Source organism: Photorhabdus hainanensis, from assembly GCF_018448965.1.
GTDB lineage: Bacteria > Pseudomonadota > Gammaproteobacteria > Enterobacterales > Enterobacteriaceae > Photorhabdus > Photorhabdus akhurstii.
The window spans coordinates 41,960-66,799 of record NZ_RCWD01000004.1; the positions used below are offsets into that span (position 1 = coordinate 41,960).

Annotated in this window: 29 protein-coding genes; 25 read left to right on the forward strand and 4 right to left on the reverse strand. The window is 42.4% G+C overall.

Features of this window, described 5'->3' with window-relative positions; all coding sequences use genetic code 11:
• Positions 1-5 precede the first annotated feature (5 nt).
• The 21 genes from EAE92_RS03660 (at position 6) to EAE92_RS03760 (ending at position 16,228) form a co-directional block, all read left to right on the forward strand.
• Entirely contained in the window at positions 6-1,232 is a 1,227-nt protein-coding gene (locus EAE92_RS03660; RefSeq protein ID WP_214067087.1) for a type III secretion system needle length determinant, read from the forward strand.
• A complete protein-coding gene (sctQ, locus tag EAE92_RS03665) occupies positions 1,229-2,158 on the forward strand; it encodes a type III secretion system cytoplasmic ring protein SctQ (protein ID WP_214067088.1) in 930 nt (309 codons plus the stop codon). Before EAE92_RS03660 ends, sctQ begins: the two co-directional genes overlap by 4 nt.
• Entirely contained in the window at positions 2,155-2,808 is a 654-nt protein-coding gene (gene sctR, locus EAE92_RS03670; RefSeq protein ID WP_214067089.1) for a type III secretion system export apparatus subunit SctR, read from the forward strand. The genes sctQ and sctR overlap by 4 nt, the downstream gene beginning before the upstream one ends.
• Before the next feature lie 2 nt (positions 2,809-2,810).
• Positions 2,811-3,077: a type III secretion system export apparatus subunit SctS gene (gene sctS, locus EAE92_RS03675; RefSeq protein ID WP_036775290.1), complete on the forward strand. Its 267-nt coding sequence runs from the start codon at positions 2,811-2,813 to the stop codon at positions 3,075-3,077.
• Positions 3,074-3,862 carry a type III secretion system export apparatus subunit SctT gene (gene sctT / locus EAE92_RS03680; RefSeq protein WP_214067090.1) on the forward strand — a complete coding sequence of 263 codons (789 nt, stop codon included), beginning with the start codon at positions 3,074-3,076 and terminating at the stop codon, positions 3,860-3,862. Before sctS ends, sctT begins: the two co-directional genes overlap by 4 nt.
• The gene (gene sctU, locus EAE92_RS03685; protein WP_214067091.1) at positions 3,859-4,914 is read left to right on the forward strand and encodes a type III secretion system export apparatus subunit SctU; all 1,056 of its coding nucleotides are present in this window, start codon (positions 3,859-3,861) and stop codon (positions 4,912-4,914) included. Before sctT ends, sctU begins: the two co-directional genes overlap by 4 nt.
• Positions 4,915-5,678: 764 nt before the next feature.
• Positions 5,679-6,497, forward strand: a complete 819-nt coding sequence (locus tag EAE92_RS03690) for a helix-turn-helix transcriptional regulator (protein WP_036775282.1) — start codon at positions 5,679-5,681, stop codon at positions 6,495-6,497.
• A 114-nt stretch (positions 6,498-6,611) separates the two neighbouring features.
• Entirely contained in the window at positions 6,612-7,448 is an 837-nt protein-coding gene (locus EAE92_RS03695; RefSeq protein ID WP_214067092.1) for a T3SS regulon anti-activator ExsD domain-containing protein, read from the forward strand.
• Positions 7,449-7,462: 14 nt separating this feature from the next.
• On the forward strand, positions 7,463-7,885 hold the full coding sequence (locus tag EAE92_RS03700; protein WP_036775278.1) for a YscB family type III secretion system chaperone: 423 nt from the start codon (positions 7,463-7,465) through the stop codon (positions 7,883-7,885).
• Entirely contained in the window at positions 7,873-9,723 is a 1,851-nt protein-coding gene (sctC, locus tag EAE92_RS03705; protein ID WP_281422749.1) for a type III secretion system outer membrane ring subunit SctC, read from the forward strand. Before EAE92_RS03700 ends, sctC begins: the two co-directional genes overlap by 13 nt.
• Complete coding sequence (gene sctD / locus EAE92_RS03710) at positions 9,720-10,991, forward strand: type III secretion system inner membrane ring subunit SctD (protein WP_214067094.1); 1,272 nt, start codon at positions 9,720-9,722, stop codon at positions 10,989-10,991. The genes sctC and sctD overlap by 4 nt, the downstream gene beginning before the upstream one ends.
• A complete protein-coding gene (locus EAE92_RS03715) occupies positions 10,988-11,227 on the forward strand; it encodes an EscE/YscE/SsaE family type III secretion system needle protein co-chaperone (RefSeq protein ID WP_036809037.1) in 240 nt (79 codons plus the stop codon). The genes sctD and EAE92_RS03715 overlap by 4 nt, the downstream gene beginning before the upstream one ends.
• A complete protein-coding gene (gene sctF / locus EAE92_RS03720; protein WP_214067095.1) occupies positions 11,193-11,447 on the forward strand; it encodes a type III secretion system needle filament subunit SctF in 255 nt (84 codons plus the stop codon). Before EAE92_RS03715 ends, sctF begins: the two co-directional genes overlap by 35 nt.
• 2 nt (positions 11,448-11,449) lie before the next feature.
• Positions 11,450-11,803, forward strand: coding sequence for a YscG family type III secretion system chaperone (locus tag EAE92_RS03725; RefSeq protein WP_214067096.1), 354 nt, complete (start codon positions 11,450-11,452; stop codon positions 11,801-11,803).
• Positions 11,796-12,362, forward strand: coding sequence for a YopR family T3SS polymerization control protein (locus EAE92_RS03730; protein ID WP_214067097.1), 567 nt, complete (start codon positions 11,796-11,798; stop codon positions 12,360-12,362). The genes EAE92_RS03725 and EAE92_RS03730 overlap by 8 nt, the downstream gene beginning before the upstream one ends.
• Before the next feature lie 75 nt (positions 12,363-12,437).
• On the forward strand, positions 12,438-12,776 hold the full coding sequence (gene sctI / locus EAE92_RS03735; RefSeq protein WP_036809025.1) for a type III secretion system inner rod subunit SctI: 339 nt from the start codon (positions 12,438-12,440) through the stop codon (positions 12,774-12,776).
• Between the two features lie 6 nt (positions 12,777-12,782).
• Positions 12,783-13,520, forward strand: coding sequence for a type III secretion system inner membrane ring lipoprotein SctJ (gene sctJ, locus EAE92_RS03740; protein ID WP_269468749.1), 738 nt, complete (start codon positions 12,783-12,785; stop codon positions 13,518-13,520).
• Positions 13,521-14,147 carry a Yop proteins translocation protein K gene (locus EAE92_RS03745; RefSeq protein WP_214067098.1) on the forward strand — a complete coding sequence of 209 codons (627 nt, stop codon included), beginning with the start codon at positions 13,521-13,523 and terminating at the stop codon, positions 14,145-14,147.
• A complete protein-coding gene (locus EAE92_RS03750; protein WP_214067099.1) occupies positions 14,126-14,743 on the forward strand; it encodes an HrpE/YscL family type III secretion apparatus protein in 618 nt (205 codons plus the stop codon). Before EAE92_RS03745 ends, EAE92_RS03750 begins: the two co-directional genes overlap by 22 nt.
• A gap of 160 nt (positions 14,744-14,903) precedes the next feature.
• Positions 14,904-15,839 (forward strand): YopT-type cysteine protease domain-containing protein, encoded by a 936-nt coding sequence (locus EAE92_RS03755; RefSeq protein ID WP_214067100.1) that lies wholly within the window; start codon positions 14,904-14,906, stop codon positions 15,837-15,839.
• Positions 15,836-16,228, forward strand: coding sequence for a CesT family type III secretion system chaperone (locus tag EAE92_RS03760; RefSeq protein WP_214067101.1), 393 nt, complete (start codon positions 15,836-15,838; stop codon positions 16,226-16,228). The genes EAE92_RS03755 and EAE92_RS03760 overlap by 4 nt, the downstream gene beginning before the upstream one ends.
• Before the next feature lie 222 nt (positions 16,229-16,450).
• Here the strand turns inward: EAE92_RS03760 and cspE are convergent, their stop codons facing one another.
• From cspE to EAE92_RS03775, 3 genes are all read right to left on the reverse strand, one after another.
• Complete coding sequence (cspE, locus tag EAE92_RS03765; protein WP_021323801.1) at positions 16,451-16,666, reverse strand: transcription antiterminator/RNA stability regulator CspE; 216 nt, start codon at positions 16,664-16,666, stop codon at positions 16,451-16,453.
• A 461-nt stretch (positions 16,667-17,127) separates the two neighbouring features.
• On the reverse strand, positions 17,128-17,430 hold the full coding sequence (locus EAE92_RS03770) for a hypothetical protein (protein WP_214067102.1): 303 nt from the start codon (positions 17,428-17,430) through the stop codon (positions 17,128-17,130).
• Between the two features lie 624 nt (positions 17,431-18,054).
• Positions 18,055-18,360, reverse strand: coding sequence for a hypothetical protein (locus EAE92_RS03775; RefSeq protein WP_214067103.1), 306 nt, complete (start codon positions 18,358-18,360; stop codon positions 18,055-18,057).
• A gap of 873 nt (positions 18,361-19,233) precedes the next feature.
• Between EAE92_RS03775 and EAE92_RS03780 the strand changes: the two genes are divergently transcribed.
• Entirely contained in the window at positions 19,234-20,310 is a 1,077-nt protein-coding gene (locus tag EAE92_RS03780; RefSeq protein WP_052105775.1) for a hypothetical protein, read from the forward strand.
• A gap of 605 nt (positions 20,311-20,915) precedes the next feature.
• Here the strand turns inward: EAE92_RS03780 and EAE92_RS03785 are convergent.
• Positions 20,916-21,371 (reverse strand): hypothetical protein, encoded by a 456-nt coding sequence (locus EAE92_RS03785; RefSeq protein ID WP_036775245.1) that lies wholly within the window; start codon positions 21,369-21,371, stop codon positions 20,916-20,918.
• Positions 21,372-22,603: 1,232 nt separating this feature from the next.
• Here EAE92_RS03785 and EAE92_RS03790 point away from each other — a divergent pair.
• The 3 genes from EAE92_RS03790 to atoD all read left to right on the forward strand — a co-directional run bounded on the left by EAE92_RS03790 (position 22,604) and on the right by atoD (position 24,839).
• Entirely contained in the window at positions 22,604-23,686 is a 1,083-nt protein-coding gene (locus tag EAE92_RS03790; RefSeq protein ID WP_214067104.1) for a hypothetical protein, read from the forward strand.
• A 222-nt stretch (positions 23,687-23,908) separates the two neighbouring features.
• Positions 23,909-24,190 (forward strand): hypothetical protein, encoded by a 282-nt coding sequence (locus EAE92_RS03795; protein WP_214067105.1) that lies wholly within the window; start codon positions 23,909-23,911, stop codon positions 24,188-24,190.
• Entirely contained in the window at positions 24,180-24,839 is a 660-nt protein-coding gene (gene atoD, locus EAE92_RS03800) for an acetate CoA-transferase subunit alpha (RefSeq protein WP_214067106.1), read from the forward strand. Before EAE92_RS03795 ends, atoD begins: the two co-directional genes overlap by 11 nt.
• The last annotated feature ends 1 nt before the right edge of the window (position 24,840 follow it).

Consider the following 24,840-nt stretch of genomic DNA (forward strand, 5'->3'; position numbering starts at 1 on the left):
AGAGTATGAACCCACTGACAGCTATCGGCAAAGGTGTCTCCTCCCTCCCAACGTCGTCTCCCACAGAGGCAGACGCAGATTTGCAACGCCGTTTCGAGCAAGCTATCACCTCTCATGCCGCCAACACACGCCAGTCAACCACACAGCGGACAGAACAACCGTTAACTAACTCGGCAACGTTAACTAACACAACAACGTTAACTAACACAATAAATAGTAAAACAGCGGATCGGCATGCTACACATGACTCAGATGAGGAGTTTCCACCATTCGGCTCCCCCCAACCGGTAATTGATGATACGCGCAAGCAAGCCTTACCATTGGCAGGCCATGACATGCCTGCGCCACCTCAAAATCAGAAGAAAAATTTATCGACCTCCGTTCATCGCCTTAGTGAGATCGCTAGCGAGATACAAGAGTCTCTGTCAGCACCTGGAATCCCAACGGATCAGCCAAACCTGAACGTCTTGCCTGATTCCGGCCTGAAACCGGTTGATATCACTGTGACTGGCCATCCTGACGCAACAATGACGCCTGTACAGCAAAACGCAAACGATGAACTGGCATATCATGCAGTGATACAGACAACACCTGGCCGATCCCCATCTCAACCAGACACACAACGCGGTGCTACTCCTCACCAACAGACAGATCCGACTTTACCTATACCTGCTCACTATGCCAACGAAAGCAACATCGCCAACGAAAGCAACATTACGGAAAAAAAAGCGTTGGATGAAGTCGAGACCTACCATTTGTTGGCACCAAAGCCAAAAGAGTCTGACTCTCAATCCTCTTACTCCGGCGGATCAGATGGGAAAACCCCTTTCTTGCCGCAAACACCACTTCTGCCAGGGGAACGCATCCTCGCCACGATGCAAGCAACTTCAACCATATCTCCCCTTTTGGAAGCATTGATCGACAAACTGAGTGTGGAGATCAGTATCGAACTCACACAGCAACCGCGTCCGGCCACATTACACTTGACGCTTCCTAGCCTGGGGGCGCTTGAGATCCAACTCACTAATGAGTACGGCAAACTTCAAATCGAGATTTTAGCGAATCCCGCAGCTCAACAACTCCTGAAACAGGCACGCTTTGAACTGATTGAACGTTTACAACTTCTTTACCCAACACAAACGGTTGAACTCTCCCTTCCGCCTCAAACGGATAGTGAACACGGATCACGTCAACGTCGCAGCGTATATGAAGAATGGAAAAAAGATGCATGAATGACCTAACCCTATCCAAAGTTTCATTAGAAGAATTAACGCTGCATCAGGCCCTGAGTCGCCACCAGCAACAATTTAGTTGGGATAATAGCCATCTCTCGCTGGATGTGACCGCCCCTCCCGAAACGTTGGACAGGGTACTGATCGCCCATTGGCAGGGACAAACTTTTTCCTTTTACTGCCATGCAGCCGAGCTAGCATTGTGGCTCGCTCCTGATCTACAACAAGCGGATCTCACCTCTCTCCCTCAAGATCTGCTGCTGGCGCTGCTGGAATATCAGAGCAAAGTGCTACCCACGCTGTCATGGTCAGCACTGCGTACCACGTCGGAACGCCCTTTGTCAGCTTGTTTACAACTACGTCTTGAACGGCCAGGGGCCACATTGCCGCTCTGGTTATCAGAGCCATCCCCTTTAATTGCTATATTGCCAGAACGTCAACCTGGCGAGTGCCTGTCTATTCCATTACAACTTTCTCTGCAATGGGGAACAATAACCCTGACTTTAGATGCGTTTCGCACCCTGGAATCAGGGGATGTGCTGCTACTGCCCCTACAGCAACAACCAGACGCCCCTTTATTGGCATATCTGGAAGGACGCCCTTGGGCTTACTTTAAATCCCATGACCATAAACTGGAGTTAATCACTATGTACCCCCTCTCCCCTGACAATTCTGACGACGCTTTGCCAGTAACGGACTTAAACGACCTGGAGGTTCATGTCAGTTTCGAAGTGGGTCGTCAGACCTTGGATCTACAGACGCTCACCAGCCTGCAACCCGGCTCATTACTCGATCTTGGCGTTCCCTCAGACGGTGTAGTACGTATTCTTGTCAATCAGAAATGCCTGGGTTCAGGCCGGTTGGTCGATATTGAGGGGCGTCTGGGAGTAAGAGTCGAACATCTCTCCGTGGAGAAACAGTCATGATCCAGCTACCAAACGAATTGGATCTCATCATCGGTCTGGCTTTGCTGGCTCTACTTCCCTTTATCGCGGTAATGGCGACCTCTTTTCTCAAACTGGCTGTGGTATTTTCCTTACTGCGTAACGCGTTGGGCGTACAGCAGATCCCACCTAACATGGCAATGTACGGATTAGCCATTATCCTCACTATCTATGTGATGGCTCCGGTGGGTTTCGCCACTCAAGATTACCTGCGTCAAAATGAAGTTTCATTCAGCAACGCACAATCAGTAGAGAAATTTGTGGAAGAGGGTCTGACGCCTTACCGAAACTTTCTTAAACAGCATATCAAGCCCAGTGAACGTACTTTTTTTATCGACAGTACCCGACAAATTTGGCCAAGCCAGTATGCAGATCGGCTAGAACCAGACAGCTTGTTGATACTGTTACCCGCCTTTACAGTCAGTGAATTAACCCGAGCTTTTGAAATCGGGTTTCTGCTTTATCTGCCGTTTATTGCAATCGATCTCATTATTTCTAACATTCTGCTCGCAATGGGAATGATGATGGTTTCTCCAATGACTATCTCTCTTCCTTTCAAGTTACTGTTATTTGTCCTGCTTGATGGCTGGACGCGCCTGACACACGGCCTTGTTATCAGTTACGGAGATTGAATATGAGTAATGCTGATATTTTGCATTTCACCAGCCAATCGCTCTGGTTAGTGTTAATCCTCTCCCTGCCTCCGGTACTCATGGCTGCGGCAGTGGGAACATTAGTCTCGCTAATCCAAGCACTCACCCAAATACAAGAACAAACATTGGGTTTTGTGATTAAATTAATCGCGGTCGTTATCACTTTGTTCGCTACCGCTACCTGGCTTGGCAACGAACTTTATAGCTTTGCCAACATGACCTTTCTTAAGGTGCCGCTGATCAAATGACCTTACCAGAGCTCCAGCAGCAAATGCTGGCTTATACCCTGCTATTACCGCGCATCATGAGCTGCTTTGTGATATTCCCTGTGCTCAGCAAACAGATGCTAGGCGGTGGGTTAATCCGCAACGGCGTGGCGTGTTCACTGGCTCTCTATGCTTACCCAACCGTAGCCGGCAACCCTCTGCCCACATTAGGCAGCCTGGAGTTGACGCTGTTGCTCGGTAAAGAAGTCCTGCTTGGTTTGCTCATTGGCTTTATCGCTTCTATTCCATTTTGGGCGATGGAAGCCACCGGTTTTATTATAGATAACCAACGGGGAGCAACAATGGCGTCAGTGCTTAACCCTTCCTTGGGAAGTCAAACCTCACCCACAGGTCTGTTATTAACTCAAACGCTAATCACACTTTTTTTCTCCGGCGGCGCTTTTCTTAGCCTGCTTGGCGCTCTCTTTCAGAGCTATAACAGTTGGCCGGTGACGCAGTTCTTCCCCAACATTACCAACCAATGGCTCCATTTTTTCTACGGCCAGTTTAGTTATCTGCTGCAACTCTGCGCCCTGATGGCCGCTCCTCTGTTAATTGCCATGTTTCTGGCTGAGTTCGGGTTAGCACTGATTAGCCGCTTCGCTCCTTCTCTTAACGTTTTCGTGTTGGCAATGCCAATCAAAAGCGCAATTGCCAGCCTGTTACTGGTTATCTATGTCCAGTTATTGATGCATCACGCCTATGATAAGGTGCTGTTAATTCTCTCCCCGGTACGCATGTTAATCCCTATTCTGGAGGCGCCATGAGTGGAGAAAAGACTGAAAAGCCTACCCCCAAGAAACTCCGAGATGCTCGGAAGAAAGGCCAGGTAACCAAAAGCAACGAGGTCGTCTCTACCTCTTTAATCTTGGGGCTAATCGGTATGATGATAGTCATGTCTGAATACTATTTGGAGCATCTGAGTAAACTGATGCTGATCCCGGCTAATCTGCTAGATAAACCCTTTCCCCAAGCCTTAAACCATGTGGTTGAAAACTTGATGCAAGAGCTGGTCTACCTCTGCCTGCCAATTCTGAGCGTTTCCGCTTTGCTATCTCTGGCATCGCACTTCGCTCAATACGGTTTTCTACTCAGTGGACACTCCATCAAACCTGATATTAAAAAGATCAACCCTGTTGAAGGCGCTAAGCGAATCTTCTCTATCAAGAGTCTGGTGGAATTCATCAAATCGATACTTAAAGTGGGGCTGCTCTGTACCTTGGTCTGGGTGACTTTGGCAGGCAACCTACAGGCGCTACTCTACCTACCAGAGTGTGGGGAAAAATGCATTACCCCTGTACTGGGAATGATGTTAACCCAGTTAATGACCGTGTGTGGCATTGGGCTTATCGTGATCTCTATCGCTGATTATGCCTTCGAACACTACCAACATATTAAGCAGCTTAGAATGAGCAAAGACGAGATCAAGCGGGAGTACAAAGAGAGTGAAGGCAGCCCAGAGATCAAAAGTAAGCGACGTCAATTTCATCAAGAATTACAGTCGAGCAATATGCGTGCCAGCGTCAAGAACTCATCAGTGATCGTCGCCAACCCAACTCACATTGCGGTAGGTATCCGTTACAAGAAAGGGGAAACACCGTTACCCCTTATCACGCTCAAATTCACCGATGCCCAGGCCCTACAAGTTCGACGTATTGCCGAAGAAGAAGGTATTCCGGTGTTACAACGTATTCCTCTGGCACGGGCGCTTTATCAGGATGGCCTAATCGACCACTATATTCCTGCCGATCTCATCCAAGCTACCGCAGAAGTTTTACGCTGGTTAGAACAGTGGCAAGATCGTGCTCCTGAGTCGTAACCTGTTCCCTAATAGCGTTTTTTAGCCACCGAATTAAACATACATGAATTGAGCATTAGCGTTCAAAACACCTCGCCAATGCTCAATATAAACGAAATATAATGCAGATTCGCTTCTTAATTATTACGATTCAATTACATAATAACAACAAATTTAATATAAATAAAAATTACTGCTAATAAACCAACATTACTTAAACAATATTATAATAAACAATCCAATTCAGTTCGGTTGATTTTACCTTTTTATCGATTGATCAAATTGTTGAAACCAGATTGAATTTATTATTAAGTAATTTATATTACATATAGTCATTTGGATTTCACTTTGCGCTGACTTCTACACCTGTTAATCCGTTAATATTGCCCTAGTCATTACAATTATTAACGTATTCTGAACCATTAATACATCGCCTGAATAAAAGGAGATAACTATCAATATCAGTCAGGAAAAAAGGCCCAGTTTATGATTAAAGGTGCAAAATTTATCGGCAATGGTTATCGTACAAAAATTTGATCGCTTTTTACTCTTCGTTTATAAAGCGTTTATAAAACGTAAGAATAATACGGTATTCGGGCCAAGGAACATAAATAGGCCCACCAGCAAAAATCATTTTAATTAAAAGGTGCTATAGTTAACCATCAGGTTAAATACATAAACTATTCTTTCTGTCTATTTCAGACAGCGAAACCGAAGAAAATATCTATTAATAATAATGTGATTTGTATTTTTAAGACATACACCAACAGATCCAGGACAATAGAATGAACGGCATCACAACATCAGGGAAGGGAATGGATATCTCGCTATTCCAACGTAGCATGCCTGCCTTTAACGTTATAGAACATCCTCAGGAAGGGATATATATCCTACTCGAAGGTGAAATGACATGGCAGGATAGTACCAATACCTACGATATCTCCCACAACGAACTGCTTTTTGTTCGTCGTGGCAGTTATGCAGCAAAAACGCGTAGTGATACCTGTAAGCTACTCTGGTTGCCTCTGAGCACCGCTTTTCTCCACGGTTTTTTGCAACGTTTTGGCACTCTGCTCAGTGAGGTCGAGCGGCACAATATGCCAACACCCGAATTAATTGCATTTACCTCATCGCCTCTGTTATCTCAAAGTATAAATGGGCTGGTCGATTTACTGGCTCATGATTACCCCGCAGCGTTGGGTCAACTCAGAACAGAAGAATTGTTATTGCTATTAGCATTTGGAGAACAAGGCACTTTGCTCATGTCAGTATTACGACAATTGAGCAACCGCCAAGTGGAACGTTTGCAGAGTTTTATGGAAAACCACTACCTTAAGGAGTGGAAACTCAGTGAATTCGCTAAAGAATTTGGTATGGGATTAACCACTTTCAAAGAGTTGTTCCGTTCGGTATACGGAATATCGCCACGCGCCTGGATCAGTGAACGCCGCATTCTTTATGCACACCAACTCCTACTCAACAGTGAGATGAGTATTGTTGATATCTCAATGGAAGCCGGATTCTCCAGCCAATCTTACTTTACTCAAAGCTATCGAAGACGCTTTGATTGCACCCCCAGTCGGGCCAGGTATGGCAAAGAGTAACGATTGGCTAAAATAATCTGACGTTTTTTACAAGTTAACCATTGGCCTGACAGATAAAATAAGGCCATTCCTAATTTAATCGACAAGAGTGACTAGCAGCAAGATGAGCATAGCATGAGCCAGCAAGACCATAATCAGACTCGAACCAGCATGTTTCTCGGCCGCAAGATCTCTGTCATGCAGTCGGGAATTCCACGCCGGGATCAGTTACTCGGAAAATCATCGGCTATTCAGTATCAAAATAGCGACATTATTAATAGCCAACAGTTTATTTTATTACAACGCTTGCTACCCAGACATCTGCTGGAAAGCTTGATGAAGTCCGTCTGGTTTCGTAGACGGTTAAATTGTGGACAAGCTTTGCGGCGTGATGATCTACAACAGCTCATCAGAGCGGCGGCAGAACCGGAATGTGACTGGAATAAGGTATTGGGCGACCGCATAAACCTGGCTGACAGACATCTTTTACAATACTGGATGTTACAGCCGCTATTTGACTGGTGGCTCCGTTTGTTGGAGCCAGAGATAGATTTCTGGTTCACTGAATTTGAGCAGTTACAGATCCAAGAACGGCAATTGCGGGCTAAAGCGCATTTTTGGCGGCAGGCGGAAAGTGTCCCATCTCAATGTCGGGAACAACATCATCAAGAGGTTATATCTTTGCAAACAGCGCTTAACCAACGCAAGCAACTATTAGAAAAGCTGCTGTCGGCAACGGAAACCCAAGCTCGCGAAGCATGGCCCAACTGGTTTACTGGGCTGGATGCGCTCCAAGCTGGCGGCGGCCTGACCGCTTTTACACCGGTTCCCGAAGCGCTGTCATCCTGTTGGACGTGGTTAACCGCTTTAGAGCATGACAACGAGTCGGCCATTCACTTACAAAAATGGCTTTGTGCCCGTGTTCTGTGTCTGCCGCAGGACAGTTTTTATTGGCAATCGACGACGACCTAATTATTAGAGGAAACATGCAAACTCTACTCAATCATTTGGCCAGTCGCTTGGGCCAGAAGCCTTTCGTTTCCGATAGACAAGGGCATTACCATTTGCACATTGATAACTACAACCTGTTCCTTCGCCAACAGGGAACTGAACTTGTGTTATCCAGCCCGTTAAGCTGGCGCCATAACCCAAAAGATCCGTCAGGCGCAGAGTTACTGAAAACACTATTGCAACAGGTCACACGTTGGGGACGCCATGCTCCCCACGCACTGACCTTGGATGAATCAGAGAATCTTATTCTGGAGGCACGCCTTGACCTTGATAGTTTGGACGCTCAAATACTGGAACAGATGCTAACCATGCACGTCGATCTACTGGAACAAGTGATGGCTTTATTGTCAGAAACCCAATCCTCCCCCCAATGGAAACAGGTAATATGGCAACCATGAAACAGTTCCAACGGTTATGCCGTTCCCTACTGTTGTCGTTGAGCATCAGCGGCGTGATGATTCCCTCTGCTTATAGCCAAGATCTGGATTGGTTTCCTACGCCTTATAGCTATTTGGCAAAAGGGGAAAGCCTGCGGGATGTACTGGTTAATTTCGGCGCTAACTATGAAGCCTCAGTGGTTGTCAGTGACAAAGTGACCGATCAAGTTAACGGCCATTTTGAACAGGACACTCCTCAGGAATTCCTGCAACATTTATCCTCTCTCTATAATCTGGTCTGGTATTACGACGGGAGTGTGCTGTATGTATTCAAAAACAGCGAAATACAATCGCGCCTGCTTAAGCTTGAACAAACCAACGCAACGGAACTACAGCAAGCCCTAAAACGTTCAGGTATTTGGGAACCACGCTTTGGCTGGCGTCCTGATCCAAGCAATCAACTGGTTTACATATCAGGCCCGCCCCGTTATCTCGAACTGGTTGATCAAACCGCATCTGCGCTGGAACAGCAATCATTGCTGCGTAGCGAAAAAACCGGCGCCTTGACAGTGGAAATTTTCCCGCTTAAATACGCCTCGGTAGTCGATCGCAAGATTCAGTACCGTGATACCAGCATTGAAGCACCCGGCATAGCCACTATTCTCTCCCGTCTGCTCAGTGATACCAATGTGACCGCTGTTACTGGTGAAGCGTCTTCTTCTACGGGAGGAAGCTACTCAAGCCGTGCGGTTGTACAGGCAGAACCCTCCCTCAATGCCATCATTGTACGGGATAACCCGGAAAGGATGCCCATGTATGCCCATTTGATCAACGTACTGGACAAACCTTCCGCCCGGATTGAAGTCGCCCTTTCCATCGTCGATATCGACGCAAACAACCTTTCAGAACTGGGGGTTGACTGGCAAGTCGGCATCAACACCGGGCCTCGTCATATTATTGATATCACAACCTCCGCTGGGGAAAAAAAGGAGGGCAAGGAAAAAGGTGAAAGCATTGGTTCAGCCGCATTAGGTAGTCTGGTTGATCGCCGTGGTCTGGATTACTTGCTCGCCAAAATAACCTTACTAGAGAGTAAAGGAAGCGCTCAGGTGATTTCCCGCCCAACGCTTTTAACGCAGGAGAATACGCAAGCGGTCATTGACAACAATGAAACCTACTACGTGAAAGTGAATGGCGAACGGGTTGCGGAACTTAAAAGCCTGACCTATGGCACTATGCTACGCATGATCCCCAGAGTCATCCAAGTAGGAGATTCTCCTGAAATCAGTTTAGATCTGCATATTGAGGATGGTAACCAGAAACCTAATAGTTCAGGTCGGGATGGTATCCCGACTATCAGCCGAACCGTTGTCGATACCGTTGCCAGAGTTGGACATGGGCAAAGTCTGCTGATCGGCGGCATCTATCGCGACGAAATGAGTCAAATAACACGTAAGGTGCCATTTTTAGGCGATATCCCCTATTTGGGTGTCTTGTTTCGCAATACCAGTGAACAAGTTCGGCGATCAGTACGGCTATTCATTATTGAACCACGTCTGATTGATAGTGGGATAGCCCATTATCTGGCTCTTGGCAACGGGCAAGATCTGCGTCCTGGATTACTGGCGACACAAGATATCTCTAATCATAGCTTATCGTTGAGTAAAGCTCTGGGGAGCGCGCAATGCCAGCCACTATCCTCGGCCCGTCAAGTACAAGAAACACTACGGCAAGCAGGTAAAAGCTCATTTTTAAACTCATGCCGAATGGATAAAACTTACGGATGGCGAGTCATTGAGCAACAATGTTCACTGAAAGAAACCTGGTGTGTTCGTGTGCAAAATAAGGCGAACAGATGAGTTGGAAAATTCGCTTTTACCGCGGACTAAATAAAAGTATTGAGGTCAATTTAGCTGAGGGGCGTTTAGCCATCGGCTCAGACCCCCTACAGGCAGATATCGTTCTGGTGGATGAAGATGTTGCCCCAGCGCACCTGATCTTAGAAGTCGAACCGGACTCAATTCGCCTGTTGGAATGGGCCGGTGAAACCGCGCCAAGTCAGAATGGCGAACCGCTATCGCCGGGAGCGACATTGCAAGCGTTAGCCCGTCAAGAGGCAGGCCCGTTATTGTGGGCTTTTTGTGACCAACAACATACATTCCCAAACCAACTCGCAGAACCGGCGGTCACACCACGCCAGCATCCTGTCCGCCAAAATCGCAGCCGGGTAGCGGGTGGAATGTTGATACTGTGCTTGGTACTGGCACTTGGTCTCTTGATGCTGCTTGGACATGAAGGATGGCAAAGAAGCAGCATGTCCAACGGTATGGCCGAGCAAGAGCTGCGCCGTTTTCTCAATGGCGATTCAGCCTATCGTCATGTAAGTGTACAAATGATGCCCAATAACGAGCCGCTATTGCTCAAAGGTTATGTAAACCTCAATCAACAACGGCTAGCGCTGCAACAATATCTTGATACTCACTCTCTCAGTTATCGGCTGGAATTACGCACTATGGAAGAATTGCGTCAAGGGGTGGATTTCATTTTACAAAAACTAGGCTATGCCCAGCTTCAAAGCTACAATGGCAAACAACCGGGCTGGGTTCGCCTTATGGGCGAAGTCACTGATACCAGCCAGCAATGGAACGATATCGAATCACTACTCAAACGTGATGTTCCGGGCTTACTAGGCATAGAAAACCAAACGAAGTTCACGGGCAATCATATCAAGCGACTAGATATGCTGTTAGCTAAACATGATTTACCCAACACGCTGACCTACAAAGATAAAAATGATCGTATCGAGTTCACAGGTCAACTGGATGAACACCAAGCTCACAATTTCCAACGCTTACAGCAAGTATTTAAACAAGAGTTCGGCAACCGGCCAGCACTGGTATTACTGAATAATAAGCGGCTCACCCGCCATGATGAGCTAAATTTCGATGTCCGGGCAGTTTCCCTCGGGCGTATACCTTATGTGGTACTCAAAAACAACCTGCGTTACCCCGTCGGAGCAACAACAGAAAACGGTTTAAGAATCGAGGCCATCCGCCAAGATGCGATTGTTATTACCAAGGGCGAGCAGCAATTTATTATCAAACTCAACAGGAGCCCGGTTTTATGATGACATCCCTGGAGGCACGACTGTTTGGCGCCGATCCCACTTATGTCAACGAAATGCAACATCGCCTCTCTCAGGCGCTGAACGACATCAAACAACGACTGAGACGTGGCGGTTCAGTACAAGAATACCAACAATGGCAACTGGAGGCTGATGCCATCCAAGCCGCAATCGCAATACTTAACACAACAGAAGGAGACCATCATGGCCCAAATTTTTACTTCCGCAACAACAGTTAATACCCTCGATAAGGTTGCTGACCAGTTGAAGAAACAAGCTAACACAGCCAACAAAGACGTTGATGAAGCAATCACCGCCCTCAGCGACGGTGCTGACAACCCCGCTTTGCTAGCCGATTTACAACACAAAATCAACAAATGGTCAGTTATCTACAACATTAACTCTACTGTCACCCGGTCCATGAAAGACCTGATGCAGGGTATATTACAGAAGATCTAATCATGACACGTTCACTCAAAGGGTTACTGGCAGATATCGCTCTGGTTGGAAGCGGCCATCACTGCCATGATGAAGCCAATATTATTGCTGACTGGCTGATATCAAGCGAGGAAGGGCAAGAAGCAGCAAACCTGATTCGACTCTCTTCTTTGACAAACCAAGGCAAATATCAACAGGCTCTGGATTTTGGTCGGGACCTTCCCTGGCCTAGTTTGGAACCTTGGTTAGCGTTGTGCGAGTGGCGTCTGGGGCTGGCATCAGCTCTGGAAAAAAGACTGACACGAATGGCTGGCAGTGATGATCCACAATTACTCTCCTTTGTTGACGGCATGCGGGAACAGCTATCTCATGGATAGGATTGAAGGGCCATCCCATAACACCGTGCCGCAACCAACGGCACAGCCTTCGGTCAGTTCCAGACATCAACTCAGCTTTGAGCAAGCACTGGAAACCACGCCGGATCAGCAAATGCTGGAAGAGCGCCAACAACGCTGGTTACAGGGAGAATCGCTGGAAAATGTTTTAGGCGATTTTGATCCAGCGACACAGCGCCAAGTGACATGGCAGTGGTATCAGGCTTTATCGCCTGATAAACAGCCCGCCCAACGTGCTCAGTTAGAAGACAAGCTGATCGCTCCGGTACAAGAGCGGCTATGGTCACAGTTTGGCGGCCTGACATTGCCCGTCAATCCGCCACTGGATATGCCAGAACTGAGAGCGATTGTTCGTGAATTCGCCCCCACAGGCCGACAACAGGAGACGGCGCTCCTCAAGATACTCGGCAAGATTGAGACTATTCCGGGCAATGAGTACCTGAGTGACCTTATCCGGCAAGAGTTGAAAACACTGATCCCCCGTAACGGTATGGTGGATAACCTGATACGAAACTCACACAAACTCGATTTGGAAGAATAATGGACCAACCACAGCTTAGTGAAACAGGGATAGACAACCTAAATAAACTCAACCTACCTCAAATTTGGAGGAACAATGGATCTACCACAGATAAGTGAGACACTGATCACCAGCCTGGATGAACTTAATACACCTCAGGCCAGTGCCGAAAATATTGCGAGTTTTGAACACGCTATGTCCAATCAAGATCAGGGGATTGAAAACAATCTGATCAGTGAATTGGGGCAGCTCAGACAACAATTCACTCAGGCCAAACAGGAGCTGGAAGCGCAACTAGCCGTGCCCGGTAGCGACCCTAACAGCCTGATGCAAATGCAGTGGTCTCTGATGCGAATCACCCTGCAAGAAGAGCTAATTGCCAAAACGGTAGGACGGCTCAATCAAAACATTGAAACCTTAATGAAAGCCCAGTGAGGAGCTGTGAAGAAACCCTATATAATCTGCGTTATGCTCGCTGTCCTGATGCTAACTGGCTGTAAAATCGAACTCTACACCGGCGTCAGTCAAAAAGAAGGCAACGAAATGTTAGCCTTGCTCAGGGAAGCGGGCATTTCCTCTGATAAACAGCCAGACAAAGATGGCAATATCAAACTGTTAGTCGAAGAGTCCGATGTGGCGCAAGCGGTTGAAGTGCTCAAACGTAAAGGATATCCACGGGAGAGCTTCTCTTCGTTACAAGATGTCTTCCCCAAAGACGGCCTTATCTCCTCGCCAATAGAAGAGCGGGCGCGACTTAACTTCGCCAAAGCGCAGGAGATTGCCCGAACACTTTCTGAGATCGACGGAGTGCTGGTCGCTCGGGTACATGTTGTTTTACCCGAGGAGCAAGACCGACTGGGTAAAAAGCTATCTCCAGCTTCTTCTTCGGTGTTTATCAAACACGCGGCGGACGTGCAACTCGACACTTACATTCCCCAAATCAAGCAACTGGTTAATAACAGCATTGAAGGGCTGAGTTATGATCGGATCAGCGTCGTATTAGTGCCCGCAGCGGGCGTGCGTCAAGTACCGCTGGCGCCACGCTACTCCACTCTGTTCTCTATCCAAGTGACTGAAGAATCACAGGGGCGTCTGATTGGGCTGTTTGTACTATTATTAGCCTTGTTATTTGTCAGTAATCTGGCGCAATTCCTGTGGCATCGAAGCAGGATGCAATAAATGGCAACAGCATTAACGCCCTATCAGTTTCGATTTTGCCCTGCCAGCTATATTCATTCTGACCACCTACCATCAGAATGGCTTGCAGTCTTATCTTCACTGCCTGAGTGGAGAAACTCTCCCAGACTAAATGGGCTACTGCTAACCCAATTTGATCTGAATGTGGATTATGAATTACCAACCGGGTTGGGAAATCTCGCCCTGTTAGAACAATCGTGCTTAGAACAACTTCTTACCTGGCTAGGAGCTTTACTTCACGGGCAAGCTATCCGCCATTGCCTGCTGGCGACAGAGCTTCGCCACTTACACGATTCACTAGGAAAAGAGGGGCACCGCTTCTGCTTAAAGTATCTCGACATCATTATCGGCAACTGGCCGACTGGCTGGCAACGCTCGTTACCACCAGTAATCAATGCAAACTATTTTCGTATCAGCGCCTTACAGTTCTGGCTAACAGCGATGGAGCCTCTTTCTATTGATTTCGCTAAACGCTTGAGCCTACGGCTTCCACCTTATGAAAACCTCCCGGCCTGGCCTGTCAGCCAGGCAGAACGACCATTGGCACAAGCATTGTGTCTCAAATTGGCTAAGCAAGTGAACACAGAATGTTACCATTTATTAAAATAACAACAGAGCACCTTCAACTGGCCCCTGAACTCCAGATACTGCGTAAAGCGGACTATCAGACCTGCCTCAGCGCCAAGTCTCTGCTTGAGGCTGCCCGGCTCCAGGCACAAGAAATTGAACGTGACGCGCAGGCGGTATATGAGCAACAAAAAGAGTTAGGTTGGCAAGCTGGTATTGATGCTGCCCGCGCGGAACAAGCTAATCTGATTCATCAAACCCAGTTGCAATGTCAGCAATATTACCGACAGGTGGAGCAACAAATGAGCAATGTAGTCTTGCAGGCTGTACGTAAGATCCTAAAGAATTATGACCAAGTTTCCCTCACCTTACAGATAGTTCGTGAAGCCTTGTCATTAGTCAGCAACCAAAAACAGGTTATTTTACGCGTTAATCCTGAACAGGCCGCGACAGTTCGTGAACAAATATCACGGGTACACAAAGATTTCCCTGAGATTGGCTACTTAGAGATCACCGCTGATGAGCGTCTCGATCAAGGGGGCTGTATTTTGGAAACAGAAGTCGGGATCATTGACGCCAGTTTGGATAGCCAATTAGAAGCGCTGATGTCTGCCATCAATAACCAATGGCAAAATTGAAGACGCCATCACGCTTCAAAGAGATAACCAGTTTTCGACGGAAAATGAAAATTTCTTCCGCCGTTATTAATATTCTCTATTTCGACAAAACATTATGATTCACTCTATCTGATATCCAAGCGTATATCCCTTGGAATAAAAACTACTAAAGGAGTGACCATTGTCTCCCATCTCAGGTATTAATCACCAAAGAATATTTCCTACCCAACAGCTTGATACCACAGCCGTTAATCAACCACAGGGGGAACTGTCGGGTAAATCTCTGAAAGTCTCTTCACCCAGACCCGGGTTGTTAGAGCGCCTTTCCGCGACGATTCAACGCAATCTACCGGGCCACTCCATGCTCGATCGTCAACTGACCACCGATGGCAAGAAGAATCAAGAGAGCCACTTCTCGTTCAGCATGATAAAAGACAGAATCGTTCACTTTGCGGTGAGCACCAAGTTAGGGAGTGTTCGGGATTCTGCCAGTAAGCACGGCGGCGAAGTTACTTTCAAGTTCGCCCAGACCAAAGGTACTTTTCTGGACCAAATCATGAAACATCAAGACACCTCCGGCGGGGTTTGTGAGTCCATCTCCGCACACTGGATAAGCGCTCATGCCAAGGGTGAAAGCGTCTTCAACCAGCTCTATGTGGGCGGCCAAAAAGGTCAATTTCATATCGACTCTCTGGTTTCCATTAAGCAATTACAGATGGATGGCATGGATCCATATGCCGAGCAGAGTCAAATAACGGAATCCTGGCTCAGTGAGAACGGCGTCCAACCACGAAGCCAGCTTGATACAAACGGCGAAACTGGCAGCAAAGGCACAAAAGATCTATTAAACGCTATCCTGGATACAGGTAATAAGGAATCAGGCTACAAGAAGATCAGCTTTGAAGGGCAGATGGCCGGACATACCGTAGCAGCCTATGTAGATGACCAGAAGGGCGTTACCTTCTTCGATCCTAATTTCGGTGAGTTCAGCTTCCCGGACAAAACCTCATTCTCCAACTGGTTCTCTCAAGACTTCTGGTCTAAATCCATGTATAACAAGGAAATCGGACTAGGACAAAATTTCTACGTTTCCAACTTCGAGCCTAAAACACGATGACACACGACTATCACCAACTTATAGAAGCGCTATTCTCTAAACTCGGAGTACCCGCGTCCCCTACCGACGATGATATCTACACTTTGGAAGTTGACGGGCGTTTTCAGGTACTGATTGGCTGTTATCACGACAACTGGCTACAGTTGTTCTGCGAATTAGGGGCCGAAGTCAGTCATGCCAACAACCTTTTTGGGCAACATTGGCCGGCTCATGTCCAAGGTGATTTGGATGGACAATCCATTCTATGGTCACAACGTCCCTTAACCGAAATAGATGTAACCGAGCTACAAGCTTGGTTGGAACGATTTATTGATGATATTGAACAACGCCTGACACCTAACACAACTCAACAGCCTAAAAATCTACTGCCTTCCTTGATGCGGGTTTGAGCGCTAAATACAAACCACTACCGGAATATCAGTTCAATGGGAGCTTCAATATTTGGTTCCCTTTAAACTACCAAGACAAAATAATCAAAGCAAAATACTACTGTCACCATGCAAAAAACCCGCAACTAAGCGGGTTTTTACTTATTAACAACTTTAACTACTCAGGATATTACCTTCATCGCTATCGTAAAGTCGCTAACAGATTTAAGCAGTTAAATTAAATCAAGATAATACGATAACATTTACTGCGGATGGACCTTTAGCGCCATTCTCAATAGAGAATGAAACTTCCTGCCCTTCTTCCAATGTTTTGAAATTATTACTCTGAATTGCAGAATAATGAACAAAAACATCTTTGCTACCATCTTTTGGCGAAATAAAGCCAAAACCTTTATCGTTGTTAAACCATTTTACTGAACCAGTCATTGCATTAGACATAGAATTTTCCTTTAATTTTTAAGTTGCCACAAGGCGTTATGAGGTCTGTTTTTCAGTTTTACTTATGGGTACTATTTACGGGTACTAATTAGAAGGAATTCGCAATGAAGTGGTATCAGGGATAACGCTAAATGGTGAACTGCTTTAACTTTAATACTTTTCATAAAAACTTTTCATAAATAGGTCTGTACTTCCAAACCAGTGACGCCATTAAATCACATTGATCGGTTGTTAGCAAATCTTAATTTCATTTATTTTTTCCTACTGGTCTTTACCTTGTTCCTAAATTGCTGCTTTATTCATATTGCACGGCTTTACCATAGCCATAACTAACTAATTATAAAAAGTTTTTATCCACAAGCCCCATTTGCCGAGATTACGGCACTGAGTTTGAATCTACAATTTTCCCCTAACGCTCTAATCAGGCTACAATCCGTAGCCTAAAATTAGTGAAAATAAAGTTAACATCTTCCCATCTTTAAACGACCATTGCAGTTCATGATCTCTGATACCTTAAAATACGGGAAATACTCAGTACCGTTATCGATAAATCCTCCATTATCAGTACGACATTGTGATGTAATAGCGCAAGTCTCATCTCCTTGCTTCCAAATGAATACATCACAAGACTGGGAAGCACGAGACATACTCCACTGCGCCATACACTCTTGATCAGTTAGTTCAATAGGCTTATCGGCTCCACTGCCTGCGTTTGCGGCAGACGCAATCCCGAGAAGCAATGCTCCTAACATAAATTTCTTCATATTTATATATCCTTTAAGAATCATTCAATTATCGTATAATTGTATTAACTAATTGAAATTAATTTTCATAGCTATTTTAGGTATGTAAATATCTTTCTTAAATAATATTTAATTTCTGAATAAAACAATCAATATTCTTTAGTGAATCGGAGAGTTTCATATATCCACATTAAAAAAGTAGTCCATCTTCCACATTATTACAAGCTAACTGGAATATAATATGAAAAAGCCGTACATTGATTTCAAATGGTTATCATTAGAATAATATTATTTACCCTACAAGATTCCAGTGAATTAAATATGGTTTTTATTCATCAAGCATTAAGTAATTTCAGGTTATTCATCCGTAATGTAATCATCCTAATAACAAAGTAATAATTAACACCAGAGTTAAACAGTAGCCGAATTACAATAAAGTATATTTTCAGGTAAACTTAATGACGGAAAGAGGATTGATCTATGCACTGTAATTTTCGGCTTTACCATAGCCATAACTAACTAATTATAAAAAATTTTATCCATAATCCCTATTTGCCGAGATTACAGCACTGATTTGAATTTACAATTTTCCCCTAACGCCCTAATCAGGCTACAATCCGTAGCCTGAAATTAATGAAAATAAAATTAACATCCATCAGTCTTTAAATAACCACCGCAGTTCGCGATCTGTGATACCTGAGAATACGGGAAAAACCGAGTACCATTCTCGACAACTGGTCCATGAACAGCACGACATTGTGCTGTAATAGCACAAGTATCATTTCCGAGTGTCCAAATTGATAATATATCACAAGACTGGGAAGCACTAGACATATACCACTGCGCAATACACTCTTGATCAGTTAGTTCAATAGACTTATCGGCTCCATTGCCTGCGTTTGCAGCAGACGCAATCCCGAGAAGCAATACTCCTAACATAAATTTCTTCATATTTATATATCCTTTAAGAATCATTCAATTATCGTATAATGGCATTAACTAATTGAAATTAATTTTCATAGCTATTTTAGGTATGTAAATATCTTTCTTAAATAATATTTAATTTCTGAATAAAATTATATAATCAATATTCTTTAGTGAATCGGAGAGCTTCATATATCCACATTAAAAAAGTAGTCCATCTTTCACATTATTACAAGTCAATTGGAATATAATATGAAAAAGCCATATATTTATTTCAAATGGTTATCATTAAAATGATATTATTTACCCTACAAGACTCCAGTGAGTTAAATATTATTTTTCATTCATCAAGCATTAATTAGAGAGAGCAATATGAATAAATTCCGGGCAAACAGCACTTAAATTAAAACTGAGATAAATCAATTCACTATAATATTTATATGCTTTAAATAATGCAAATCGCTATGGAAAAATACTGACAAAAAGAAATATTATGACCATACATTATAAGTTATATCTATGATATTACTTTAAAACTGGATAAATATTTCAATTATCCCCACAAGCGTTAGATAATTCCAGGCTATTCATCTGTAATGTAACCATCCTAATAACAAAGTAATAATTAAAGAGACGCTATAAGAGAAATATGGAATAATGTTAATAATTAATTCCAGTATTAAACAATAACCGAATTACAATAAAATATATTTTTAGGTAAAATTATTGACGTAAAGGGCACTATGCTATGCACTGTAATTGAATTTATTTCTAGCAAGAAAATTTGAGTAAATATACAATAATCTCATTCAATACCTTGAAACCCTCTCACTTTGAACTATATTTATTTTAACTATGTTTAATTATGAAAAAAATATTCATCCTTATGAGGGGTTAAAAATGAGCACAGTCTTTGAATGGGACCCAAATAATTCTCAGGTATATACCAAAGATTATGGAACTGGATCTATTACTCTTTCATCTACTCAGTCAGATTCATTCGATAAATTAGGTGGCGCTAATTTCACAATGAACGCTGAAAGTGAAACATTAACACTACAGAATGATTCCGATAATATACCTATCTATTGGCCAGAATTTAACCGCAACAATGACGGAACAATGACTGATAGCGGCAAAGGATTAGATATAAATGTATCTGCTGGAACACTATTAGTAGACTATCGGCTAAATGATCAAAACCATACAGTTGATAGAAGCCATACAGTTGCTTATTTAGGGTGTTCTGAAAGCGCTAATTTTATTCTTAAAAATTCAGGCTCCTTAAGCATCAAAAATCCAGGAACTGTATTTATGTTTATAGATTATGTCGTTTCCAATAAACCGCCAAAACTCATAATGTCAGGGAACAGTGAATTTGAAATAAAACAAACAACAAAAATAGAAGATGATGTTCCGGCTTTTATATTTCTAGCTAGTGAAATTTCTTTAAGTGAATCATCTAAGCTCACTTTTGAAAGTAGTAATCTCTACCTTGGAGATGGAAACTTTAATTACTGCAATATAAGCATACAAGATAAATCGACAGTGACCTTGATTAATAATGGCATAATGCAAAAAAATGACATAGAAAAAAACAAGACATGGTTCAAGCTTAAAGCAGGTTCTCCTTTACTAAACTTAGAATCTTTCGATGGTATCAATTTCCCACTCTACCTTGACAACGTAGAATATCCAGAAGGTCTATTTAATTTCATTACTACAGAAGGCAAGAATGAAGGAAAAATTATGATTGAATTCTCACAACAAAATCCTAATAATATAAAAGACAATATAAATAAGATATTTGACAAAAAACTAATAGCTATCAATAATAAAATAATTAAAAAAGAAAAACACGAAGATTATTTTAATATTGGTTATAAACCAGACCAATTAAAAAATGATCATAAATTTATGATTATAACAATATCACTTAAAGATCAATACCAATCATATCAAAAAGTAAATGTTTAGCAGTTCAAAATTAATTTTACTCTTTGTGGTACGATATCAAATAAGGTAATGTACCACTTAACATCGATATAAATCAGCTATTATTTAATCATGGTAAACTATAAAACACATACTTTATAAATGATATCTAATGTGTAAATTTACTCATAAAACCCAGAATTAAACAATTTTATACTTCAACAATATATTTAACATGAATTAACAAAACCGAAAAATATCGAGTCATCACTTCACAAACAGTCATCACAAATACTCTGTGTTATTATATTCAGTAATTTCTTAAAATGGTAATAATATCCATAAAAACAAATTCTATGCTCATGAAAATACAAACACAGTAATATTACACATATTTAGCAAGCCACACATTATTTCTCTAAATATCAAGCAAAATATACAATACCTTATATTAAAATAAAAAGATAAGGCTACATCGGAGTGTAGCCTTAAATCCAGAATTAAAAACCAGAGAACTCGTCAAGCAATCATGTCTCTTTTCATTTATAACCTTAAAAAAGCTTATTCGAGTTTACAACCAGTTTATAATATATCAAGAACACAATTAATCTGTAAAAACTCTACTTTAAAAACCGAGCTATCTTGTGTTAGTACAATATCATTTGAGCAGTATTCAAATCTCCCGGAACCCTACACACAACTTTCAGATTTTTACTTCCCCCACTATTATTATTACCTTGCGCTTCTCTTGAAGCTAAGTAATTAAAATTATCACCTACACAATATTTAATAACACCATTAATAGCTCTTGCTTCCTGGAATAACCAAATCTTTCCAACATTTTCCCAATACTTTGTCATAACATGGAAATCAAGTGGCTTAATAATTTTAATATCCGTATTAGGACCTATAATTGGAACGCTTGCATATATGCCCCACACTGTCTCCATTGGCATAATCGTATATGTTCTCGTCAGACTGCCTCCAGTCAAATGTACATCATTATCGTTACCTACGAAATTACTAACACTATAAATAGATGAAGTTAATTGTGAATCGATAATCTTTTCTAATTCTGCAATACGCTCTGTTTTTTCTATCATTTCATTCACCTATATTATTAGAAAATTATAAAAAACGTCATAGAATCTTGAATAACATTCATCTTCATATTAAAAATTAAATATAAACCCTGACTTAATTAAATTGATGAACTAATCTCTGAGAACCTCCTTAAGCTTGAAATGGATTGTTGACGTAAAACTTGCCCTTCTATTCCACGAAGGCGTTACTATTTTTATTTATCATGTTACGTTGTTAATTAAATATAGACAAAGTTCTATTCCTTTCCACTAAATTTAAAAATTATTTAATGGCATCTTATCCATTTTCATATTGAGACATTAAAAACCACAAAATCATTTATCTAAAAAAATAAAATCAGCTAATCATTCCACTCTGAATGCCAATAAACAATATAAAACCGAATAATATTATGCTCGTACCTATTATTATTTCATAATAAAATTAACCATCCTAAAAATCATCACAATCAGGTGTATTCGCAATTAACTTTATAATTATTTCAGTATTTACAATGCATTATAGTATTTTGCACATATTTCCCCAACAAGATCCTCGTCAGAGGATTACTTCATTTGACCATCGACAATAAAGCGTGCGGAAATTAGAAATTTTCTTTTTTGAGATTTAAATCACATATAGGCAAACCGATTAGTTCAATCAGGTACATTAATTTTCTATACGACAAGAAATAAGGTAATAACAGACTATTAAAACACGCTGACAAACTCACTTATCATTGACTTACCCAACAAAACAGACACAACAAATAGATTCAATTTCCGACTAAGATATCTGGCTACTCACAGAGAGTAAAATTCTCAGATTGAAACTAATATCGTCTTCGGATTATACATAATATGTATTGATTACATCAGTGACCCACCAAACATAACTATCCTGACACAGGATTTTTACCTATCGTTATTTTTTCAATCACAAAGAATTGTTTATAAACTTAAACAACTCCTCTTCACCAATTATGCTCAATCAAACCTACATTTAAACTGAATTATTCAGTTAGCAAGTAGTAATAAACTATTCTCCCATAATATCATTCCTTACATAAATAAACCGTTGAAAAATCTCTATTAAAAACAGGAAAAAATTCTGATATCAGGTTCCATTGATCAGCAACAAAATCGCAATAAAATAGGCTGAAAGTATCTTGAAACTCACTTATTTTGAACTATATTTATATTAATCTACATTTAATAATGAAATAATATTAACTCAAAAAAGGGTAAAATTAATGAGCGAGAAATTTATCTGGGTCCCTGATGAAGATCAATCATACGGTCATCAACACGGCAGTCAAACTATTACTCCATCAAGCTCTTTCGATAAAAACATTGGTTTCACCTTCAAAATGGACGCTGGAGAAAATACATTAACACTGAATACGGATAACACAAATAGCATTAAAGCACACGATATTCATTGGCCCAGACCATCAATTCCAGTTGAACTTAAAGAGCAATATGAGATAGTACATAAGGCAGAAAATACAGATAAAACTTTAGGAGAAACAATAAATATCTCCTCAGGAAATCTTATAATATCAGGAAGTCAAGAAAAACCTGTTAATTTTCATCTTAATTCTCAAATTACAGATAGATATAGAATAAAATTACAAAATTCAAGTACCCTTGCAATAGCAAAGGCAAACACGGTAAGAATTAGCGGTCCTAAAAATAAAACACTGAAACCAGAAGAATCAGCAGTCGCTATATCAGGGTTAAGTCACCTTACTGTAGAGGCTTCGGTAGAAATACAGCAAGAAAATGAAGTGATAAAAGGTAATATTTCACTAGAATGTGATTTCTCTATCACTGAATCCTCTAAAGCTATGCTTAAAAGCCATCTGGTCAATATATACAATAGCAATATTATCTTACAAGATAATGCACAGATGTTAATAAGCTCTCAAATATTAAACATAAGAACTGATTTAGATGAACAAGGTCAACCTTTATTCTACACAAATTTCACTCTAAAAGCCGGAGCGACTTTATTAAATCTTAACTCTCCAAACGGCACCGATTTTCCATTAGATATTCACAGAGAAGATTACCCTAAAGGTGTATTCAACTTTATGGCCGAAGGAAAAGAGAACACAGGAAAAGTCGTCATTGATGTTGCACCAAAAGATGCTAATGCCTATGGTCTTAACACCATGCTCCGTAAAAATTTCATAGCGATTAATGGAACAGTGGTAGAAACCGGAGACCAAATGAAATATTTTGATTTTAGTTATGGAAAAGATACCCGCAACGATAATCAAGTCGGAACAATAATTATCTCTCTTAGAAACCCTCACCTAAAATTGTCTTAGCAAATAGATTCAAGGCGCAGCATAGAATACAACGCTGTGCCTCCCGGTATTAACAGATCATCCCTACGCCATACACCTATAAGGCTAAAGTGAGTCAAACCCATTAGAAGCCCCTCACACTTACCCATTTTCCCCCTTGCTCCCATTCGGCAACGCTTTCTATACTCCCAATTACCGCCTTTCCCCTTATCCTGAACGGCGAGATTTCTCGGAGGCTAATTGATGAAGCAGGGAGTCAATCAACAACACCGAGCCTCATCCGACAACCACGGTTGGGATCGGATCTTGACTAACAGCCCCAAAATGATGGCGTTGTGCTGCGATACAGTGAACGTTGGCGAAATGCCCCTTACCCTACAGGCCAAACTGTACCGCCTTAACGCTATTCATCTTTCTCCCCTCCGGAAACATTCTGAAGATATTGCTTTACTGGCATATTCATTGCCTTACGGACATGCGCCTATGTCCAACATATCCTATATAGAGAATAGATATGAAAAATAAACTCATTAGCACACAACAAGCTATGGAGCATTTTTATGACGGCATGACTATTATGGCTGGCGGTTTTATGGGCGTAGGTACACCTCCTCACTTAATCACCGCACTGCTGAACTCCGGCGTCAAAGATTTGACCATCATTGCTAACGATACCGCCGGGATTGACGTTGGTATCGGCCCCCTTGTGGTTAATAACCGAGTGAGAAAAGTCATTACCTCACATATTGGCACTAACCCGGAAACCGGACGAAAAATGCTTGCCGGAGAAATAGAAGTGGAACTGGTTCCCTTAGGTACGTTGATCGAACGTATTCGCTGCGGCGGAGCCGGTCTGGGCGGATTCCTGACCCCAACCGGGGTAGGTACTGTTGTAGAAGAGGGAAAACAAAAAATCACCGTCAATGGAACAGACTATTTGCTGGAGCTTCCGCTACGCGCCGATCTCGCGTTTATTCAAGCTCATCTTGCTGACTATCACGGTAATCTGACCTACCAGTTAAGCGCCCGAAATTTTAACCCAGTGATCGCTCTGGCAGCGGACATCACGCTTGCTGAACCCGATAGACTGGTTGAAGTCGGCGAGATTACACCGGATTGCGTGATAACACCTGGCGCACTGATCGACTACATCGTTTATCCAGGGGGAAACTGAT

What these genes read in the sequence shown, in the direction of transcription:
- sctC (WP_281422749.1), top strand. Translation starts at nt 7,873, where the DNA reads ATGGCAACCATGAAACAGTTCCAACGGTTATGCCGTTCCCTACTGTTG.
- sctQ (WP_214067088.1), top strand. Translation starts at nt 1,229, where the DNA reads ATGAATGACCTAACCCTATCCAAAGTTTCATTAGAAGAATTAACGCTG.
- EAE92_RS03770 (WP_214067102.1), bottom strand. Translation starts at nt 17,430, where the DNA reads ATGAAGAAATTTATGTTAGGAGCATTGCTTCTCGGGATTGCGTCTGCC.
- EAE92_RS03660 (WP_214067087.1), top strand. Translation starts at nt 6, where the DNA reads ATGAACCCACTGACAGCTATCGGCAAAGGTGTCTCCTCCCTCCCAACG.
- atoD (WP_214067106.1), top strand. Translation starts at nt 24,180, where the DNA reads ATGAAAAATAAACTCATTAGCACACAACAAGCTATGGAGCATTTTTAT.
- EAE92_RS03745 (WP_214067098.1), top strand. Translation starts at nt 13,521, where the DNA reads ATGGCAACAGCATTAACGCCCTATCAGTTTCGATTTTGCCCTGCCAGC.
- EAE92_RS03725 (WP_214067096.1), top strand. Translation starts at nt 11,450, where the DNA reads ATGACACGTTCACTCAAAGGGTTACTGGCAGATATCGCTCTGGTTGGA.
- sctR (WP_214067089.1), top strand. Translation starts at nt 2,155, where the DNA reads ATGATCCAGCTACCAAACGAATTGGATCTCATCATCGGTCTGGCTTTG.
- EAE92_RS03715 (WP_036809037.1), top strand. Translation starts at nt 10,988, where the DNA reads ATGATGACATCCCTGGAGGCACGACTGTTTGGCGCCGATCCCACTTAT.
- EAE92_RS03760 (WP_214067101.1), top strand. Translation starts at nt 15,836, where the DNA reads ATGACACACGACTATCACCAACTTATAGAAGCGCTATTCTCTAAACTC.
- EAE92_RS03730 (WP_214067097.1), top strand. Translation starts at nt 11,796, where the DNA reads ATGGATAGGATTGAAGGGCCATCCCATAACACCGTGCCGCAACCAACG.
- EAE92_RS03775 (WP_214067103.1), bottom strand. Translation starts at nt 18,360, where the DNA reads ATGAAGAAATTTATGTTAGGAGTATTGCTTCTCGGGATTGCGTCTGCT.
- EAE92_RS03750 (WP_214067099.1), top strand. Translation starts at nt 14,126, where the DNA reads ATGTTACCATTTATTAAAATAACAACAGAGCACCTTCAACTGGCCCCT.
- sctD (WP_214067094.1), top strand. Translation starts at nt 9,720, where the DNA reads ATGAGTTGGAAAATTCGCTTTTACCGCGGACTAAATAAAAGTATTGAG.
- EAE92_RS03795 (WP_214067105.1), top strand. Translation starts at nt 23,909, where the DNA reads ATGAAGCAGGGAGTCAATCAACAACACCGAGCCTCATCCGACAACCAC.
- EAE92_RS03700 (WP_036775278.1), top strand. Translation starts at nt 7,463, where the DNA reads ATGCAAACTCTACTCAATCATTTGGCCAGTCGCTTGGGCCAGAAGCCT.
- sctI (WP_036809025.1), top strand. Translation starts at nt 12,438, where the DNA reads ATGGATCTACCACAGATAAGTGAGACACTGATCACCAGCCTGGATGAA.
- EAE92_RS03780 (WP_052105775.1), top strand. Translation starts at nt 19,234, where the DNA reads ATGAGCACAGTCTTTGAATGGGACCCAAATAATTCTCAGGTATATACC.
- cspE (WP_021323801.1), bottom strand. Translation starts at nt 16,666, where the DNA reads ATGTCTAATGCAATGACTGGTTCAGTAAAATGGTTTAACAACGATAAA.
- EAE92_RS03690 (WP_036775282.1), top strand. Translation starts at nt 5,679, where the DNA reads ATGAACGGCATCACAACATCAGGGAAGGGAATGGATATCTCGCTATTC.
- EAE92_RS03790 (WP_214067104.1), top strand. Translation starts at nt 22,604, where the DNA reads ATGAGCGAGAAATTTATCTGGGTCCCTGATGAAGATCAATCATACGGT.
- EAE92_RS03695 (WP_214067092.1), top strand. Translation starts at nt 6,612, where the DNA reads ATGAGCCAGCAAGACCATAATCAGACTCGAACCAGCATGTTTCTCGGC.
- sctF (WP_214067095.1), top strand. Translation starts at nt 11,193, where the DNA reads ATGGCCCAAATTTTTACTTCCGCAACAACAGTTAATACCCTCGATAAG.
- EAE92_RS03785 (WP_036775245.1), bottom strand. Translation starts at nt 21,371, where the DNA reads ATGATAGAAAAAACAGAGCGTATTGCAGAATTAGAAAAGATTATCGAT.
- sctS (WP_036775290.1), top strand. Translation starts at nt 2,811, where the DNA reads ATGAGTAATGCTGATATTTTGCATTTCACCAGCCAATCGCTCTGGTTA.
- sctT (WP_214067090.1), top strand. Translation starts at nt 3,074, where the DNA reads ATGACCTTACCAGAGCTCCAGCAGCAAATGCTGGCTTATACCCTGCTA.
- sctU (WP_214067091.1), top strand. Translation starts at nt 3,859, where the DNA reads ATGAGTGGAGAAAAGACTGAAAAGCCTACCCCCAAGAAACTCCGAGAT.